This is a genomic window from Stenotrophomonas sp. 96582_Sma (assembly GCF_056480905.1).
In genome coordinates, this window is record NZ_CM151122.1 from 2,642,031 (window position 1) to 2,660,042 (window position 18,012).

Genomic DNA, 18,012 nt, shown 5'->3' on the forward strand with positions numbered 1-18,012 from the left:
AGCCAGCCCACACCCAAGCTGCGATGATGGGCGCACCATGAAACTGCTGATCGTCGAAGACGAACCCAAGACCGGCAACTACCTGCGCCAGGGCCTGATCGAGGCCGGCTACGTGGTCGATCTCGCCTGCAACGGCGTCGACGGGCTGCACCTGGCCGGTAGCGGCGAGTACCAGCTGGTCATCCTCGATGTGATGCTGCCCGGCCTGGATGGCTGGACTGTGCTGTCGCGGCTGCGTGGAGCCGGCTGGCCGCTGCCGGTGCTGTTCCTGACCGCACGCAGCAGCATCGTCGACCGCGTGCAGGGCCTGGAACTGGGCGCCGACGACTACCTGGCCAAGCCGTTCGCCTTTGCCGAACTGCTGGCGCGCGTGCGCACTCTGCTGCGTCGCGGCCAGGCCGTGCCGCAGGCCGAACGCATCGTCATTGCCGACCTGGTGGTGGATACCCTGCGCCGCCGGGTGGAGCGTGGCGGCCAGCGCATCGCGCTCAGCCAGAAGGAGTACACCCTGCTGGAGCTGCTGGCACGGCGCCGTGGCGAAGTGCTGCCGCGCTCGCTGATCGCCTCGCAGGTGTGGGACATGAACTTCGACAGCGACACCAATGTGATCGACGTGGCGATCCGCCGCCTGCGCGCGAAGATCGACGATGACTTCGACGCCAAGCTGATCGTCACCGTGCGCGGCATGGGCTACGTGCTCGAAGCACCAGACGACGGCGCTGTGAGCAACGGATGAGCCTGCGCCGTTCCATCGCGGTGCGGCTGACCCTGCTGTTCGCCATCGTGGCCACGCTGGTGCTGGCCGCATTGGGCGTGGCCATCTATGTCAGCGCCCGCCATGACCTTGTTGCCCAGGACTTCATCGAACTGGAGAACAAGGTTGCGTTGATCCGCGATATTGCTGGCAATGGGCCCGCCGCCGCACGCGGCCCGCGGTTGGCAGAGGCGCTCAGCCATCATCCCGATATCGCCTTCCACATTGTCGATGGCCACGGAGCCGTGCTGTTCTCGACCGCACCGGCACTGCTGCGCGAGCACGCACGCAGCCAGCCCATCGACGCCGCGCCACGGCGGCACGACTGGATTCTCGACGATGGTCGCTGCATGCATGCCCTGCACCTGCGGCAGACCCTGGCCGACGGCAGCCAGCTGGTCACCCTGCTGGCCATCGATGACGACCGCCATGCCGATTTCCTGCAGCGCTTCCGCCATCTTCTGGCGATCGCCATCATCGGCGCCGCCGTGGCCAGCAGCCTGCTCGGCGGCTACGTAGTGCGACGCACGCTGCGACCGCTGCGCACGTTGGCCGATGAAGCCCGGCAGATCACCGCCGGGCGCCTGCAGCGGCGTTTGAACGCGCGCAGTGCGCCGGCCGAGCTGGAACAGCTGGCGCAGACCCTCAACGGCATGCTGGCGCGCTTGCAGCAGGACTTCGCGCGCCTGACCGAGTTCTCTGGTGATCTGGCCCATGAGCTGCGCACGCCGATCACCAACATGCTGACCCAGGTACAGGTGGTGCTGGCCCACCCGCGCAGCAACGAGGCCTACCGCGAGACGCTGGCCTCGTGCGCCGAGGAGCTGCAGCAGTTGGCGCAGACCGTAGGCGACCTGCTGTACCTGGCGCAGGCCGAAGCGCCGGGCGCACTGCCCTCGCGTGAGCCGGTGGCGCTGGATGCGGTGGTGGATTCGCTGCTGGAGTTCTATGACCTGCTGGCCGAGGACCGACACTTGACCCTGCGCCGCGACGGCGTGGCGAGCGTGGAAGGCAACCGTCTGATGCTGCACCGGGCGATCGCCAATCTGCTGTCGAATGCGTTGAAGCACGCAGCCGTGGGCAGCGAGGTGCGGGTGCAGCTGGTCGAGGGCGATGGCGTGTGCAGGGTCAACGTGCACAATCTCGGCCCGCCGATTGCCGAAGCAGCACTGCCGCGCCTGTTCGATCGCTTCTATCGCGGCGAGCGTGGCCGCCACGAAGGTGCCGGACTGGGCCTGGCCATCACCCGTGCGATTGCACAGGCGCATGGCGGAACGGTAAGCGTGACCTCCGATGAAACCGGCACCGTGTTCGAGCTGGTGCTGCCAAGCGCATCAGCCCGGTAGTGCCGGCCGCTGGCCGGCAACCTTGGCACATCACGCGTGTTGCAGTTGCCGGCCAGCGGCCGGCACTACCTCATCTGGTCGAACACCCCGGCCACCCAGTCGATGAACACCCGCAGCCGCGGCGATGGCGTGCGGTTGCGCGGGTAGACCAGGCTCAACGGGCTCGGTGTCGGCGGTGTGTCCGGCAGCAGCTCGACCAGTTGCCCGCGCGCAATGTACGGATCCATCCGGTAGCGCGGCGCCTGGATGATGCCCAGCCCTGCCAGCGCGGCACCGAGGAAGGCATCCGCACCGGAAACACGCACCCGGGCCGGCAGTGGAACGTAACGCACCTGCGCGCCCTGCTGGAATTCCAGCGGAATCAGCTGGCCGGTGGCACTGGAGCGGTAGCCGACCATCTGGTGGCCTTGCTCCAGCGATTCGATGGTCTCGGGCACACCGTGCGCCTGCACATAGCCCGGTGCGGCCACCGTAACTTCCCGCAGCATGGTCAACCGGCGCGCCGCCAGATCGCTGTCGGCCAGGGTCCCCACCCGCAACGCCGCATCCACGCCTTCGCGTAGCAGGTCGACATAGCGGTCGCCTTCGCTGACCTCCAGTTCGATCTCGGGGTAATGCTGCAGGAAGCCCGGTAGATGCGGAAACAGCAGGTGCCGGCCCAGCGTGCCATGCACTTCAATGCGCAGCGGGCCACGCGGCGGCACGTCACGGAACGCGGCTTCGGCATCGTCCATGTCGGCGATCAGGCGCAGGCAACGCCCATAGAACGCTTCCCCTTCCAGGGTGGGCACCACCAGCCGCGTGGTCCGGTGCAGCAGGCGCACGCCCAGCCGCTGTTCCAGTGCTTTGATCGCATCGGTCACCGTGGCCCGCGGCAGGCCGAGGTCCTCGGAGGCACGGGTGAAGCTGCGGCGCTCGACGATACGGACGAAGGCACGCATGGCCGTGAATCGGTCCATTGTTCGGCAATTCGGATGATGTTGGCGGATTATGCATGATTATCCGAACTGATGAGATGGCGAAGATGGCACTGCGCCAGTCCGGCGCGCCCTGCTGGAACCAACCATGCCCACCTCCTCCGCCCGCCGCGTCGCTCTGGTCACCGGCGGTTCCCGTGGCATCGGCGCGGCCATTTCGCGCCGCCTGGCCGCCGACGGCCATGCCGTGGCGATCAACTACGCCGGCCGCCGCGACGATGCCGAGGCACTGGCCGCCGAACTCACGGCCACTGGCGCGCACACCATCGCGCTGCAGGCCGATGTGGCCGACCCGCAGGCGGTGCGCCAGCTGTTCGACGCCATCGAGGCGCGCTTCGGCGGTATCGACGTGGTGGTGAACAGCGCCGGCGTGCTGCAGCTGGCGCCGCTGGCCGACAGCGACGACGCGCTGTTCGAACGGGTCATCGGCATCAACCTGAAGGGTGCCTTCAACGTGCTGCGCGAGAGCGCGCGGCGGGTGCGCGACGGCGGCCGCCTGATCAGCCTGTCCACCAGCGTGGTCGGCATCAGACTGGAGAACTACAGCGTGTACGCGGCCAGCAAGGCGGCGGTGGAAACGATGGCAGCGATCCTCAGCAAGGAGCTGCGTGGGCGCAACATCACGGTGAACACGGTGGCTCCCGGCCCGACCGCCACCGACCTGTTCCTGGAGGGCAAGTCACCGGAACTGATCGAGCGGCTGGCGAAGATGAACCCCCTGGAACGGCTGGGTATGCCGGAGGACATCGCCGGTGCGGTGGCCTTCCTGGCCGGTGCTGATGGCGGGTGGATCAACGGGCAGGTGCTGCGCGCCAATGGCGGGATGGTGTAAGGACCACCGGACTGGCTATGCTCGGCCAAACGGAGGGGGCACGCGCATGGAAAAGCCGGGCATCTGGTATCGACTCTGGATGATCACGTTTCTGCTGGGAGGCCTGTTGGCGCTGGCGACGCTGGTGTTATGGACCTGGCTGCCTGGCGACGTACGCAATCTGGCGATGGCCCTGATCTGGGTGCTGTGGGCACTGGCGACCGTCTGCTTCTTTCTGGGGGGCATCGCCGATGGCTTTACGATCTGGGGCGTCAACATCGCCAAGAAGGTATGGCGTGCTGAAACGCCAGGCCGTTTCTGGCTCTTCCACATCACCACGACGGTGCTGTGCGTCAGCTGCCTGGGCCTGCTGATCGTGCCGATGATGATCGCCTGGCAGGGGTCGGCGTGGTGAGCTTGCCAACTCCACACAAGACGTGGATCCCTGTGTAGAGCCGAGCGCATGCTCGGCTGCTCTTCGCGCAAAGGCCAGAAGCAGCCGAGCATGGCTCGGCTCTACACGTCGTCAGCCGGCGCGGGCCTCGCGACGCCGGTGCACCCAGTAGTAGAGCGTCGGCAGTACCAGCAGGGTCAGCAGCATTGCCGACAGCAGGCCACCGATCACCACCACCGCCAGCGGCTTCTGGGTCTCTGCACCGATCGCATGCGAGGTCGCCATCGGCAGCAGGCCGAACATCGCCAGCAGTGCGGTCATCAGCACCGTGCGCAGGCGCTGCAGCGAGCCCTGCACCACCGACTGCAGCAGGTCCATGCCCTGTTCGCGCAGCTGGGCGAAACGACTGAGCATCACTACCCCGTTCAGCACCGCTTGTCCGAACAACGCAATGAATCCGATCGCCGCCGACACTGACAGTGGAATGCCGGTCAACCACAACGCCAGGATGCCGCCGATCATCGCCAGCGGTACGTTGGCCAGGATCAGCGCCGCGCTGCTGATGTCCTTGAAGGCATCGAACAGCAGTACGAAGATGAGCAGCACCGACAGCGGAATCACCCAGCCCAGCCGCTTCATCGCACGCTGCTGGTTCTCGAACTCACCGGACCATTCCAACCGGTAGCCTTCCGGCAGCTGCACGCTGGCATCCACGCGCTTGCGCATGTCGGCCACCACGCTGCCCATGTCCCGCCCGGCGATGAAGATGCTCACTGCCTTCACCCGCTGTGCGTTCTCGCGCGAGATGTTGATCGCGCCGCTGGCCATGCGGAAGTCGGCCACGTCGGACAGCGTCACCGTGTGGCCATCGCCGATGCCCACCGGCACCGTGCGCAGCCGCTGCAGGTCACGATCGGCATCGTCCAGGCGCAACGTGATCGGGAACCTGCGGTCGCCCTCCCACAGCTCGCCGACCTGGCGCCCACCCAGCGCTGTCTCGATCACTTCGTCGATGTCACGCACATTCAGCCCATACCGTGCTGCACGGTCGCGGTCGATCTCGATCTGCAGCTGCGGCAACGAGCCATCGCGGTCAATGAAGGCACTCTCCACGCCCTCCACGCCACGCACCTGGCCCAGGATCGCCTGCGCCTGCCGGTTCAGTACGTCCAGATCCGAGCCACTGACCTTGATCACCACCTGGCCCTTGATCTGCGAGATGCTCTCCAGGATGTTGTCGCGCACCGGCTGTGAGATCGAGAACTCCGGCCCCGGAATGCGCTGCTCCAGCGTGCGCTGCAGGTCGCTCACCAGCTGCCGCTTGTCCACCCCCTTCGGCCATTCCTTCTCCGGCTTCAACGCCACCAGTGCCTCGATCTGGTTGGCGCCCTTGGCATCGGAGCCGTCTTCCGGCCGCCCCAGCTTGGCCACCACCGTCGATACCTGCGGGAAGGTTCCAACCAGCTCACGGATGCGCCGCGACTGCTGCTGTGCTTCGGCCAGGCTGGTGCTGGGGTCAAGCGTGGCGGTCAGCCAGATCGAGCCCTCGTCCAGCTCGGGCAGGAACTCCGAGCCCAGGCGAGTGCCCAGTGCCAACGTACCCACCAGCAACGCCACTGCGGTCAGCACCACCGCACGTGGCCGGGCCAGTGCGCGCTCCAGGATCGGCCGGTACCAGTCGGTCAGGCGGTCCATCAGCGGGTTGCCGTCGCGCATGCGGTCGCGCCGCAGCCACCAGTAGCAGAACAGCGGCACCACGGTCAGCGCCAGGATCAACGCACCGATCAGGGCCGAGGTCACCGAGTACGCCATCGGCGCGAACATGCGGCCTTCCTGGCGCTGCAGGGTGAAGATCGGGATGTGCGCGGCGATGATGATCAGCATCGAGAAGAACGTCGGCCGGCCCACTTCCGATGCGGCGGAAAGAATGGTCGAGAACCGCGTCTTCCGATCAGCCGTAGGTGGCAGCTTCGACAATCGCGAGACAATGTGCTCGGTGACGATCACCGCGCCATCGATGATGATGCCGAAGTCCATCGCACCCAAGGACAGCAGGTTGGCCGGCACGCCCCACAGGTGCAGGCCTAGGAAGGTCGACAACAGCGCCAGCGGCATCATCGCCGCCACGATCAGCGCGGCGCGGGCGTTGTACAGGAACAGCCACAGCACCAGGAACACCAGCACCGCACCTTCCAGCAGGTTGCGGAAGACGGTCTTCAAGGTGGTCGACACCAGCCAGGAGCGGTCGTAGAACGGCTCGATGCTGACCCCGGCCGGCAGCTGGTTCGCTTCGATCTCGGCGATGCGCGCATGCAGGGCGTCGAGCACGTCGGACGGATTCTCGCCCTTGCGCATGAGCACCATGCCGAACACCGCATCGTCATTGTCGTCCTGGCCGACCAGGCCCTGCCGTGGCAGGCCGGTATCGGCGATGCCGGCCAGGTCGCGCACCAGGATCGGCGTGCCACCTCGCTGCGCCACCACCACGTTGCCGATGTCACCCGGCGAACGCATCAGGCCCACGCCGCGGATCAGGAACTGCTGCTGGCCACGCTCCACGTAGCCGCCGCCGGCATTGGAGCTGCCCTTCTCCAGCGCCTCGGCGAATTCACCGAGGCTGATGCCGCGATCACGCAGCTTGTCCAGGTCCGGTTTGACCTGGAAGGTGCGCGCGAACCCGCCGAAGCTGATCACATCGGCCACGCCCGGCACGGTGCGCAGGCTGCGCTCCATCGTCCATTCCTGCACGGTGCGCAGCTGGGTCGGCGTCATGTGCGGGCCCTTGAGTACGTAGCGGTAGATCTCGCCCACCGCCGAACTCATCGCCTCCAGCTCCGGGGTCACGCCCTCCGGCAGCTCCACGCCCTGCAGGCGCTCCAGCACCTGCTGCCGCGCGAAATAGTCGTCGGCCTTGTCGTCGAAGGTCAGGATGATCATCGACAGGCCGAACTGGGTATGCGAGAACACCCGCACCGAATGCGGAATGCCGGACAAGGCCACTTCCAGCGGCATCGTCACTTCGCGTTCCACCTCTTCGGCGGCGCGGCCCGGGTGCAGCGACACCACCGTCACCTGGGTGTCGGAGACGTCCGGGAAGGCCTCCACCGGCAGCACGCGGAACGCGGCGATGCCGCCGCCGATGAACAACAGCAGTGCCAGCATCACCATCAGCGGCTGGCGCAGGCAATAGGCAATCAGGCGATCGATCATGGGGCGGCATGCCCCGCGCCGGTGCTGGCGGCCGCTGGCGCGCTGTCGACCAGCTGCTGCAGCAGCAGGCCCCCTTCGACCACCACCCTGCTGCCAGCCGCCAGACCGTCACGCACCCACAGTCGACCGTCACCCAGCTCCTCGGCGTGCACGGCGTGGCGCACGTAGCGGCCCTTGCCCTCTTCCACGAACACTACCTGCTTGCCGTCGATCAGCAGCACCGCCGCATCGGGCAACGAGACACCGCCCTCGGCCGGCAACGCCACCTGGGCGCGCACATACTGTCCCGCCTTGAAGCCGCGTGCGCGGTTGTCCAGCTCGGCGCGCGCCTGCACCACGCGGCGTTCGCTGTCGACGAAGTCATCCACATGCTGCAGGGTCGCCTGCAGCGGCTGGCCATCTGCACCCGGCACGCTCACCTGCATGCCGGCCTTCAAACGTCCGGCCAGGCTTTCGGGAATGTCCAGCAACAGCCACAGGCGGTCCGGATCGCCGATCACTGCCAACGGCTGATCGCTGTCGGGGCTGACCGACATGCCCGGGCTCATCCGCCGCTCCACCAGCACGCCATCGATGGGCGCGCGCAGCGGCAGGCGCTGGTCGACGCGCTGGCCGTTGCCATAGGCCTTGGCGAAGGCGGCCGCGCGTGCATGATCAGCCTGACTGCCAGCGAAGTTTGCCTCGGCCTCGTCCAGTTCACGACCCGACGCCACTCCCGCCGCATGCAGTTCGCGGGTACGGTCCAGTTCCTTGCGTGCCTGCTGCAGCTCGGCGCGACCACGGGCACCTTCAGCCTGAGCCTGGCCGAACTCGGGCGAGGTGATCCAGGCGATGACCTGGCCGGCTTTCACCTTCTGTCCCGGCTGTGCCTCGATGCGCGCTACCTGCCCCGGCAGCGGCGTGTGAAGTGCGCTGGAGCGCGTCTCATCCCAGACCACCCGGCCCGGCAGCTGTAGGCTGGCGCTGGCGCCGGCACTGACTGTCTCGCTGCGCAGCACGTCCAGCTGGCGGCTGTCGGCGGGAAACTGGATCTGGCCCGCGCTGACCTGGGGCGCATCCTCGGTATAGGACGCTGGCTCGCGGCCACAGCCGCTCAGCAGGGCCAGCGCCAGCAACGCCGGCAGCACGGCATGTCGCGCCCGTGGGCGATGGGCGACGGTGGACTTCATCGGGATTCTCCTTCGGCAACGGATGTGGCGGCTTCCCAGCGCGCCAGGGCAATGGCATGGTCGGTGCGCGCCTCGATCAGCGCGGCCTCGAAATCGCGCCAGCTGCGGCGCGCATCCAGCAGATCGGTCAGGTTGGCGGCACCGCGCCGGTACGCCAGTTCGATGCCCTGCACCGCCCTGCGTGCGGCGTCGGACTGCAGTCCCTCATAGTCGCTGCGGCGCTGTGCGGCGGACTGCGCGCTGGCCTGCAGCTGGTCCAGCTCGGCGCGTGCTTCGCGCTGCAGCACCTGCAGCTCCAGCGCGGCGCTGTCACGGTCGGCCTCGGCACGCTGGATCGCGCCGCGCGCGCGCGACGGCCCCCCCAGCGGAATGGTCAACGACACGCCCCAGGTAACACCGCTGATGTCGGTCGGCTCTCGTTCGGCCTCCACGCCCAGCTGGATATCGCGATGGCGCTCGCTGCGCGCCAGGGCCACGCCGGCATCGGCGGCCGCCAGGCGCGAGCGTGCAGCGCGAAGATCCACGCGCTGCTGCGCGTCGGAGACACGCACGCTGGGCACGCTGCTGGCAGCCGGCCACGGATCATCGGCGCTGAGGTCCTGGCTGTCGTCGCGTCCAAGCAGCAGGCCCAGCGCATGCCGCGCGTCACGCAGATCCAATGCTGCCTCGCGCGCCGCATCCGCCACAGCCAGGTCGTCCACCGCCAGGCGCGCGCGATCCACCGGCGCCATCGCCCCTGTCGCAACCTGCTTATCCGCCGCCGCCATCTGCTCGGCCGAACTCTGCCGGTTGGCGTCGGCAATCTGGGCCCGCTCCTGCGCGCCCTTCAGGCCGAAATAGGCTTCATGCAGTGCCACCTGTTGTCGGCGACGGGTATCGAGCATCTCCAGCCCTGCGACTTCCAGCAGCGCGTCGGCCTGGCGGATGCGCAACGCACGCTTGCCACCACGTTCCCAGGTCCAGCCCAGGCCCACGGTGCTGTCCACGCGCTTGTCCTGCCAGCGCCCCGGGCCGATGCCATGCTTGGGGCTGACCTTGCTGGTACCGAGCGACAGCTCGGTGGCCGGGCGCAATGCCGCCGTCTGCGCATCGCCCTGCACACCGCGCAGCTCCAGTGCCGCCGCACGCAGGTCAGGGTTGTGTGCGTCCATTGCGCGCTGCGCGTCCTGCAGGGACAGCGCCGAAGCCACAGGCGCGCACAGAAGAGTGGCCAGCACGGCCGCAAGACGAGAGGAGAAATTCATGTGCGTCAAGGTAAGGTGATGCACTTGCGCCAAACTTGCCCCAACCTTGCACGAAGCTTGCAATGCGAATCCTGCTGATCGAAGACGATGCCGCCCTGGCCGATGGACTGATCCGCGCCCTGCAAGGTGCCGGCCATCTGTGCGACCACCTCTCGCGCGGACTGCACGCACCTGCGGCGCTGGCCAGTGCACCCTATGACGTGATGGTGCTGGACCTTTCATTGCCGGACGTGGATGGCCTCGACCTGCTCTCGCGCCTGCGCAACGATGGCGCCACCTTGCCGGTGCTGATCCTGACCGCACGCGATGGCGTGGAGGACCGCATCCTCGGCCTCGACCGCGGTGGTGATGACTACCTGGCAAAACCATTCGCGCTGGGCGAGCTGGAAGCGCGCCTGCGTGCGTTGTCGCGCCGCCGCAGTGACGCACCGGCACAGAAGCGATTGGGCCGGCTGTGCTTCGACAGCATCCGCAACGAAGTGCAGGTGGACGGCCAGCGTATCGAGCTGACCGCGCGCGAGCTGTCGCTGGTCGAAGCGTTGATGCAGCACCCCGGCCGCACCGTGACCAAGCAGCGCCTGTTCGATGCGCTTTACAGCTGGGACCACGAGGCCAACCTGTCGGTGATCGAGGTGCACGTCAGCCGCCTGCGCCGCAAGCTGGAGCAGGCCCGCGCCGGCGTCGGCATCCGCATGCTGCGCGGCCTCGGCTACCGGCTGGAGGCCGTGGGTGACTGAGCGCGTGCACAGCCTGCGTGGCCTGTTGCTGCGGCGCCTGTGGCTGCCGCTGCTGGTACTGCTGCTGTGCAGTGCGGTGGGTTCATTCGCGTTGGCGCGCTTCTATGCCGGCCAGGTCTACGACCGCTGGCTGCTGGACTCGGCGATGTCATTGTCCGAGCTGGTGACGGTGCAGGACGGCCGCGCATCCATCGAGATCACCCCGGCGGTATCACGCATGTTCACCTGGGACACCGCCGACGAAGTGCATGGCGAGGTGGTCGACGCCGCAGGAGGGCGCCTGTATGGCGATCTGCCCGAGGCATTGCCGCGTCCGGCGAGCGCCGCCGCGAATGACGATGCGGTCTACTACGATGCGCGTCTGCGTGGTCAACCGGTGCGCATGGTCGAAGTGGTGGTCAGCGCCGGGCCGGGCCATGACATCCGGCTGCGCGTGGCCGAGACGCTGCGCAAGCGCCACCGGCTGGAACGCAAGCTGCTGCTGACCAGCGTGCCGTTCCAGGCCGCGATCCTGGCACTGGCGGCGTGGCTGGCCTGGTCCGGCACCGGCGCCGCCGCAGGCCACGCCAACCTGGTCGCACGGAAGCTGGCCAGCCCGCGGCCGGATCCGTTGGCACCGCTGGATCCGGCGCAGGAGGCACCGCGCGAACTGTGGCCGGCGGTTGAGGCCTACAACGCCCTGCTGCAGCGCCTGGACGCGATGCAGGATGCGCAGCGGCGCTTCGTCAGCAACGCCGCACATCAACTGCGCACACCGTTGGCGGCCATGCAGGTGGAGCTGGAGAGCTCATTGCGCCAGCATGATCCGCAGGCCCAGCAGCTGGCGCTGTCCGGCACGCTGGCCGGGTTGGCCCGCTTGCAGCATCTGGTCAACCAACTGCTGATGTTGAGCCGCTCCGAAGATCCACATGGCAGCGCACTGCCGCTGCAGCCAGTGGACCTGGCCGCGTTGGCGCGTGGCGTGGTGGAGCGCTATGCGGACCGCGCATTGGCTGCAGGCGTGGACCTGGGTTATGACGGGCCCGACGACGGCGTGCAGGTACAGGGCGATCCGCAGCTGCTGCGCGAGGCGTTAGGCAACCTGCTGGACAACGCGCTGCGCTACGGTTCCCTACCAGGTGTGATCACCCTCGGCCTTCGGCAGGAGACCGAAGGCGTACAGGTATGGGTGGACGATGATGGCGCCGGCATTGCCGAAGCCGAGCGCACGCGCGTCACGGAACGCTTCTACCGGGCCAGCACAGAAGGCGACGGCTGCGGACTGGGATTGGCGATCGTGGCCGAGATCGCGCAGCGGCATGATGCGGCGCTGGTGATCGATACCGCCCCGATCGGTGGCGCGCGGGTGGGGATGCGGTTTCGATCCCGCTGACGTCCTGCGTGCCAACCAAGGTTGGCACCCACCCGGTCACGCCATCCGGTAGACGCCCACCTTGGTGGGCGCTGTTGACGTCCCGCATGCCAACCAAGGTTGGCACCTACCAAAGGCACCCCAGCCGGCGGATTCCGGTAGACGCCAACCTTGGTTGGCGCCGTTGATGTCCTGCATGCCAACCAAGGTTGGCACCTACCAAAAGCACCCCAGCCGGCGGATCCCGGTAGATGCCAACCTTGGTTGGCGCTGTTGACGTCCCGTGTGCCAACCAAGGTTGGCACCTACCAAAAGCACCCAGCCGGCGGATTCCGGTAGACGCCAACCTTGGTTGGCGCCGTTGATGTTCTGCATGCCAACCAAGGTTGGCACCTACCAAAAGCACCCCAGCCGGCGGATTCCGGTAGATGCCAACCTTGGTTGGCACCTACCCATCATCAACGGCTCATCGAATACGGCGCCTGCGCGCCCTGCCCCGGCCAGTCCCTGTTCGGCTCGGCCTGCATGCTGAAGCGCAGTTCGCCACCTGCCAGGATCTCGTCGTGGCGCAGGAAGGTGCGCTGCAATGGCTTGCCGTTGAGGCTCACATTGCCCACATAGGTGTGCTTGTCATCCAGCCCATCGGCCACGATGGTGAACGTCTTGCCGTTCGGCAGGCGCATTGCGGTCTTCGGCAGGAACGGGCGACCCAGGATGTACTCGCCCGAGCCCGGGGCCACCGGGTAGAAGCCCAAGGCGGTCAACACGTACCACGCCGACATCTGGCCGACGTCATCATTGCCGGCCAGGCCATCGGGGCGGTCGGCGTACTGGGTATCCATGATCTGCTTCAGGCGCGCCTGCGTGCGCCACGGCTGACCGGCATACGAATACAGGTAGGCGACGTGGTGGCTGGGCTCGTTGCCGTGCGCATACCAGCCGATCAGCCCGGTGATGTCTTCCATGTGCTCGAAGATGGACGGGTCGACCTTGGCGTTGAACACCTCGTCCAGGCGCGCGAGCAGCTTGTCACTGCCACCGTGCGCTGCCGCCAGACCGGCCACATCCTGCGGCACGTACCAGGAGTACTGCCAGGCATTGCCCTCGGTGTAGTCGGTGCCGTATCCACTGGCGCTGGGATCGAATGGGGTGCGGAAGCTGCCATCACGCTTGCGCGCGCGCATGAAGCCGGTGTCCTCGTCGAAAGCATTGCGCCAGTTGCCGGCGCGCTTGTCGAAGGTGGCCGCAACATCGGTCTTGCCCATCGCCTGTGCCATGCGCGCGATGGTCCAGTCGTCGAAGGCGTACTCCAGTGTCTTGCTGGCCGCTTCGCCTTCCTCGTCGATCGGCACATAGCCCAGCTCGCGGTACTGCGCGATGCCGTCGTAGGGCCCGTAGTTGGCGGTCTCGACCATCGCCTTCAGTGCCTTGTCGGCGTCGAAGCCGCGGATGCCCTTCACGTAGGCGTCGGCGATCACCGGCACGGCGTGGTAGCCGATCATGCACCAGTCTTCCAGGCCATGGAATGACCACACCGGCAGCATGCCGTACGGGCTGTGCTCATGGTGGGCCAGCATCGAATTGACGAAGTCGCTGTTGCGCTTCTCCGGCTGCACCAGCGTCAGCAGCGGATGCAGCGCGCGGTAGGTATCCCACAGCGAGAACGTGGAGTAGTTGGTGTAGCCCTTGGCCTGGTGCACCGCGTTGTCCGAGCCGCGGTACTGGCCATCGGCATCCATGAACAGCGTCGGCCCCAGCAGGGTGTGGTACAGCGCGGTATAGGCACTGCGCCGGGCGTGCTCGGGGGCGTCGATATCCAGCACCGACAGCGCCTGCGTCCATTCCTGCTTGGCCTGCGCGCGAACGCGGTCGAAATCGAAGCCGGCCACTTCCGCGTCGAGGTTGGCAATGGCACCGGCTTCGCTGACCGGCGAGATCGCCACCTTGACCACCAGCGGTGCATCCAGCTTGCCGAAGGCGAAGGTGCCGACCAGCTGGCGCCCCTCGATCTGTGCGCGCTGCGCCGGATTCTTCTCGCCCGGCGGCGGGAAGCCCTTGTAGACAATGTCCTGCTCGGTGTTGTGCAGCTCATGCCCGGAAAGCGGCCGCGAGAAACGCATCGCGAAATACAGCTGGCGGCCCGGCGCCCAACCACGGGTTTCGCGGAAGCCGGTCACCGTGCCATCGGCGCGCACCCGCACCCGCGACCACAGCACCTTGCCCGGGTAGTCGTACATGCTGGTGCGCATGTCCAGCAGCACCTTGGCATCGGCGCCCTTGGGGAAGGCATAGCGGTGCACGCCCACGCGCGCACTGGTGGTCAGCTCCGCGCGCACCTGGTAGTCATCCAGGGTGACTGCGTAGTAGCCCGGCTCGGCCTTCTCGTCGTCGTGGCGGAAACGCGAGGCGTAGCCGCTGCGTGGCTTTTCCGGATCACCGCGCTCCAGGCCGGGAGTGCCGGTGAACGGCATCAGCAGGATGTCGCCGAGGTCCGAATGACCGGTGCCGGAAAAATGCGTGTGCGAGAAGCCGACGATGCTGCTGTCGTCGTAGCGATAGCCGGCTGCCCAGCCATAGGCCTTTTCGCGTGGTTGGATGCGTGTGTCCGGGCTGAGCTGGACCATTCCGAACGGCACTGTGGCACCCGGGTAGGTGTGGCCTTCACCTCCAGTACCAATGAACGGGTCGACCGAGGCGTAGGCCTTGTCGGCGGCGGTTTTGGCGGGAGCGGCCGACGCCAGGCCGGAAGCGAGCATTGCCGTGGCGGCGACAGCAATCAGGAGACGACGGTCCAGCGTGGGCATCGGCGTTTGGATCGATTCAGGTGGTAGCCGGATGCTAGCACCGGGCCTGTCACGCCGCATGCTGCAGTGCGACTGCCCGGTGTCCCGCGCCGGGTTCAATCATCAACCGGGAAGCGCGCTCTGCAACGACATGAGGTCCGCACTGTCCAGCGGCCTCACCACCCGCGCGACCTCTTCTCCATCGCGCAGCAGCACCACTGTCGGCCACAGCTTCACCTTGAACGCTCGCCCCAATGGCCTTCCCTTGCCATCCTCGATCTTCCAATGCGGCAGATCGTTCGCTTCGACGAAGGCCTGCAACGCGGGCTGCGCGGCCTGGCAATGACCGCACCAGGGCGCACCGAACTCCAGCACCTGCCACCCAGCCTGCGCCGCCACCCCCGCAAAGGTGGGCTCGGTCGGAAGGTGATCACGCATGAACGGCATGAGCGCTACGCCGCCAGTGCCTTCTGGATGTCTTCCAGCGGCGCGTTGGTCAGGTCCTTGGCAATATCCCCGAGCAATCGCGCCTGGACCTCTTTATGCAGCAGCGGACGAATGCGACCCAGCGTGGTCGGGTCGGCGATCAACACCAGGTGCGCATAGCGGTTCTTCAAGGCATCCTCATTGAGCTGTTCGGCCACCTGCTTGGCGAACGTCGCCTCGTTGAGCTGCGAGACCGACATGTCCTTCGGCACGGCACCCGCAGGCCCCTGCCCGGACACGCCCTGCTCACTGATGTCCTGCAGGCGCAGCTCGCCCTCCTGTTTCAGGGTCAACTGATGGTTGCTGCCCACGTTGGTAAACACCCGTGCCGAACCACCGTCGGCTACCACGATCAGCGTTCCTTCGGGAATCGTCCGCGCCATTGCATCCTCCATCAATTTGAAAAGTGGGTGTGTGCTCCACCTTATGCACGCCGATGTCACCAGAGCGCGTACAGGATGTGATTCCGTCATCGCAATCTGAAATCCGCCCTAAATTTACCGGGAGGCCTGCCGCTATGGCCTCCATCATCGCGAGGAACCTCTGTGCACGCTGGCTCACTGTTCCACATCTGCTTCGCCACCAGCCTGGCCATTGCCGGCTGCGCCGGCTGCATCCACCAGTTCCTGCAGGGCCAACCGTTTTTCGCCCTGGCCATCATGCTCTCGGTGCTCACGATGATCGGCGCCGCACTGGTCACGCGGAAACTGGCACTGCCGGGCGCCTTGGCGATGGCCTGCACGATGTTCGGTTTGCTGGCGAAGTCGGCCTGAGCCTTCTGAACAGGCGACGTGGAACACAGCGTGCAGATCAGCCCGCTTCGCTGCACGCTCACGCCGGTGCCGTTATGATGAACGGATGATCGACACGACCCACTACGTGACGGGCGCACCTGTTACGTGGGAAGCACTGCCGACCGGCGCTTCGCTTGCCACGATTGCTCCCGCCCTGCATTTCCATCGCCTCGCGCTGGATCCCGGCGGATGACGCCCGCAGGCCCACGGCCTGCCATCCCCACACGCTGATGTGACACGCGGCTGCCAACTGCGCGGCCGTTGTGATCCCGTTGCCGCGTTTCCGCCCTTGCGGCGGTGCTTTGCCGTGCGCGTGGCGTTGCGCCTGCACACATTCCCCGGCCCCCACGCCCCCTTCCGATGCCCCTGCGCCACTTGCGCCTGCATCGCCGTTTCCGATTTCCGGGACACACCACAGCACCCATTCCCCTATTCCATACCTACAAGGGAGCCCCTATGCAGGACACGCCCGATTCCCATGCCCACTTCGGCTGGTTCAAACGCCGCCGCCACCTGAAGGTCGATGAGATCACCGTCGTCGACAAGCCCATGCTCAAGCGCGCCGTCGGTGCCGCTGCACTCGGCAATGCCATGGAGTGGTTCGACTTCGGTGTCTACGGCTATCTGGCCGTCACCATCGGCCAGGTGTTCTTCCCGTCGAGCAATCCCACCGCACAGGTGATCGCAGCCTTCGCCACCTTCACCGTGGCATTCCTGGTGCGTCCACTCGGCGGCCTGGTGTTCGGCCCGCTCGGCGACCGCTATGGGCGCCAGAAGGTGCTGGCGTTCACCATGATCCTGATGGCGCTGGGTACCTTTGCGATCGGCCTGATTCCTTCCTACGAGCGGATCGGCATCTGGGCACCGGTGCTGTTGCTGCTGGCGCGTGTGGTGCAGGGCTTTTCCACCGGCGGCGAGTATGGCGGTGCGGCCACCTTCATCGCCGAGTATTCCACCGACCGCAACCGCGGCCTGATGGGCAGCTGGCTGGAGTTCGGTACGCTGGGCGGATACATCGCCGGCGCCGGTACCGTGACCGCGCTGCACATGCTGTTGAGCAGCGAACAGATGCTGGACTGGGGCTGGCGCATTCCATTCCTGGTGGCTGGCCCGCTGGGCCTGCTCGGCCTGTACATGCGAATGAAGCTGGAAGAGACCCCGGCATTCCGCGCCTTCGCCGAGGAAGCCGAGAAGCGCGAGCACGACCGGCCCGGGCTGACCGCGCTGTTCCAGGTGCACGGCCGCCAACTGCTGGTGTGCATGGGCCTGGTGCTGGTGTTCAACGTCACCGACTACATGCTGCTGACCTACATGCCCAGCTACCTCAGCGTCACCATGGGCTACGCCGAGAGCAAAGGCCTGCTGCTGATCATCATCGTGATGCTGGTGATGATGCCGCTGAACATCGTCGGCGGATTGTTCAGTGACAAGCTGGGCCGCCGGCCGATGATCATCGGCGCCTGCATTGCGTTGCTGGTGCTGGCCATTCCGTGCCTGCTGCTGGTCGGCAGCGGCAACGACTGGATGATCTTCCTTGGCCTGATGCTGCTGGGCCTGGCGCTGGTGTGCTTCACCAGTTCGATGCCGTCCACGCTGCCGGCGCTGTTCTATACCCCGGTGCGCTACAGCGCGCTGTCGATCGCCTTCAACGTCTCGGTATCGTTGTTCGGTGGCACCACGCCGCTGGTGACCGCGTGGCTGGTGGAACGTACCGGCGACCCGCTGGTGCCGGCCTACTACCTGATGGGCGCAGCGGTGATCGGCCTGATCACGATGCTGTTCGTGAAGGAAACCGCCGGCCTGCCGCTGCGCGGTTCACCGCCGGCGGTAGGCAGTGACAAGGAAGCCGCTGCGCTGCTGAAGAGCGATCTGCCAGTGACAGTGGACCCGAGCCTGCCGCCGTTGCCGGAAGCAAGTGAAGGTGAGGCGCCCAAGCCGGCCTGATACCACGCCGGC

Annotated in this window: 16 protein-coding genes; 9 read left to right on the top strand and 7 right to left on the bottom strand. The window is 66.7% G+C overall.

Annotation, left to right across the window (positions count from 1 at the left end):
• Nucleotides 1–37 precede the first annotated feature (37 nt).
• Nucleotides 38–736 (top strand): heavy metal response regulator transcription factor, encoded by a 699-nt coding sequence (locus ACZK2R_RS12285; protein WP_180838722.1) that lies wholly within the window; start codon nucleotides 38–40, stop codon nucleotides 734–736.
• Complete coding sequence (locus tag ACZK2R_RS12290) at nucleotides 733–2,100, top strand: heavy metal sensor histidine kinase (RefSeq protein WP_180838723.1); 1,368 nt, start codon at nucleotides 733–735, stop codon at nucleotides 2,098–2,100. The genes ACZK2R_RS12285 and ACZK2R_RS12290 overlap by 4 nt, the downstream gene beginning before the upstream one ends.
• 65 nt (nucleotides 2,101–2,165) lie before the next feature.
• On the opposite strand, the gene ACZK2R_RS12295 is transcribed toward ACZK2R_RS12290, so the two are convergent.
• Nucleotides 2,166–3,059: a LysR family transcriptional regulator gene (locus ACZK2R_RS12295; protein WP_180838005.1), complete on the bottom strand. Its 894-nt coding sequence runs from the start codon at nucleotides 3,057–3,059 to the stop codon at nucleotides 2,166–2,168.
• Between the two features lie 106 nt (nucleotides 3,060–3,165).
• Here ACZK2R_RS12295 and ACZK2R_RS12300 point away from each other — a divergent pair, with 106 nt between their 5' ends.
• Nucleotides 3,166–3,909, top strand: a complete 744-nt coding sequence (locus ACZK2R_RS12300; protein ID WP_180838006.1) for an SDR family oxidoreductase — start codon at nucleotides 3,166–3,168, stop codon at nucleotides 3,907–3,909.
• A 46-nt stretch (nucleotides 3,910–3,955) separates the two neighbouring features.
• Nucleotides 3,956–4,303 (top strand): hypothetical protein, encoded by a 348-nt coding sequence (locus tag ACZK2R_RS12305; RefSeq protein ID WP_180838007.1) that lies wholly within the window; start codon nucleotides 3,956–3,958, stop codon nucleotides 4,301–4,303.
• Nucleotides 4,304–4,414: 111 nt separating this feature from the next.
• Here ACZK2R_RS12305 and ACZK2R_RS12310 read toward each other — a convergent pair whose 3' ends face one another.
• From ACZK2R_RS12310 to ACZK2R_RS12320, 3 genes are read right to left on the bottom strand one after another with little or no spacing between them, the layout of a single operon-like run.
• Complete coding sequence (locus ACZK2R_RS12310) at nucleotides 4,415–7,492, bottom strand: efflux RND transporter permease subunit (protein WP_125893612.1); 3,078 nt, start codon at nucleotides 7,490–7,492, stop codon at nucleotides 4,415–4,417.
• Nucleotides 7,489–8,661 carry an efflux RND transporter periplasmic adaptor subunit gene (locus ACZK2R_RS12315; RefSeq protein WP_180838008.1) on the bottom strand — a complete coding sequence of 391 codons (1,173 nt, stop codon included), beginning with the start codon at nucleotides 8,659–8,661 and terminating at the stop codon, nucleotides 7,489–7,491. The genes ACZK2R_RS12310 and ACZK2R_RS12315 overlap by 4 nt, the downstream gene beginning before the upstream one ends.
• The gene (locus ACZK2R_RS12320) at nucleotides 8,658–9,905 is read right to left on the bottom strand and encodes a TolC family protein (RefSeq protein ID WP_180838009.1); all 1,248 of its coding nucleotides are present in this window, start codon (nucleotides 9,903–9,905) and stop codon (nucleotides 8,658–8,660) included. The genes ACZK2R_RS12315 and ACZK2R_RS12320 overlap by 4 nt, the downstream gene beginning before the upstream one ends.
• Before the next feature lie 62 nt (nucleotides 9,906–9,967).
• Between ACZK2R_RS12320 and ACZK2R_RS12325 the strand changes: the two genes are divergently transcribed.
• Nucleotides 9,968–10,642 carry a response regulator gene (locus ACZK2R_RS12325; RefSeq protein WP_006370279.1) on the top strand — a complete coding sequence of 225 codons (675 nt, stop codon included), beginning with the start codon at nucleotides 9,968–9,970 and terminating at the stop codon, nucleotides 10,640–10,642.
• Nucleotides 10,635–12,014: a sensor histidine kinase N-terminal domain-containing protein gene (locus ACZK2R_RS12330; protein ID WP_180838010.1), complete on the top strand. Its 1,380-nt coding sequence runs from the start codon at nucleotides 10,635–10,637 to the stop codon at nucleotides 12,012–12,014. The genes ACZK2R_RS12325 and ACZK2R_RS12330 overlap by 8 nt, the downstream gene beginning before the upstream one ends.
• A 437-nt stretch (nucleotides 12,015–12,451) precedes the next feature.
• Here ACZK2R_RS12330 and ACZK2R_RS12335 read toward each other — a convergent pair whose 3' ends face one another.
• The 3 genes from ACZK2R_RS12335 to ACZK2R_RS12345 all read right to left on the bottom strand — a co-directional run bounded on the left by ACZK2R_RS12335 (nucleotide 12,452) and on the right by ACZK2R_RS12345 (nucleotide 15,645).
• Nucleotides 12,452–14,797: a GH92 family glycosyl hydrolase gene (locus tag ACZK2R_RS12335; RefSeq protein WP_180838011.1), complete on the bottom strand. Its 2,346-nt coding sequence runs from the start codon at nucleotides 14,795–14,797 to the stop codon at nucleotides 12,452–12,454.
• 102 nt (nucleotides 14,798–14,899) lie between these two features.
• On the bottom strand, nucleotides 14,900–15,223 hold the full coding sequence (locus tag ACZK2R_RS12340) for a thioredoxin family protein (RefSeq protein ID WP_180838012.1): 324 nt from the start codon (nucleotides 15,221–15,223) through the stop codon (nucleotides 14,900–14,902).
• 5 nt (nucleotides 15,224–15,228) lie between these two features.
• Nucleotides 15,229–15,645, bottom strand: a complete 417-nt coding sequence (locus tag ACZK2R_RS12345) for a baeRF12 domain-containing protein (RefSeq protein WP_019337746.1) — start codon at nucleotides 15,643–15,645, stop codon at nucleotides 15,229–15,231.
• Between the two features lie 162 nt (nucleotides 15,646–15,807).
• Between ACZK2R_RS12345 and ACZK2R_RS12350 the strand changes: the two genes are divergently transcribed.
• The 3 genes from ACZK2R_RS12350 to proP all read left to right on the top strand — a co-directional run bounded on the left by ACZK2R_RS12350 (nucleotide 15,808) and on the right by proP (nucleotide 18,000).
• Nucleotides 15,808–16,035: a hypothetical protein gene (locus ACZK2R_RS12350; RefSeq protein ID WP_180838013.1), complete on the top strand. Its 228-nt coding sequence runs from the start codon at nucleotides 15,808–15,810 to the stop codon at nucleotides 16,033–16,035.
• An 85-nt stretch (nucleotides 16,036–16,120) separates the two neighbouring features.
• Nucleotides 16,121–16,249 (top strand): hypothetical protein, encoded by a 129-nt coding sequence (locus tag ACZK2R_RS12355; RefSeq protein ID WP_256200907.1) that lies wholly within the window; start codon nucleotides 16,121–16,123, stop codon nucleotides 16,247–16,249.
• 263 nt (nucleotides 16,250–16,512) lie between these two features.
• Nucleotides 16,513–18,000 carry a glycine betaine/L-proline transporter ProP gene (proP, locus tag ACZK2R_RS12360; RefSeq protein WP_180838014.1) on the top strand — a complete coding sequence of 496 codons (1,488 nt, stop codon included), beginning with the start codon at nucleotides 16,513–16,515 and terminating at the stop codon, nucleotides 17,998–18,000.
• Nucleotides 18,001–18,012: the final 12 nt, after the last annotated feature.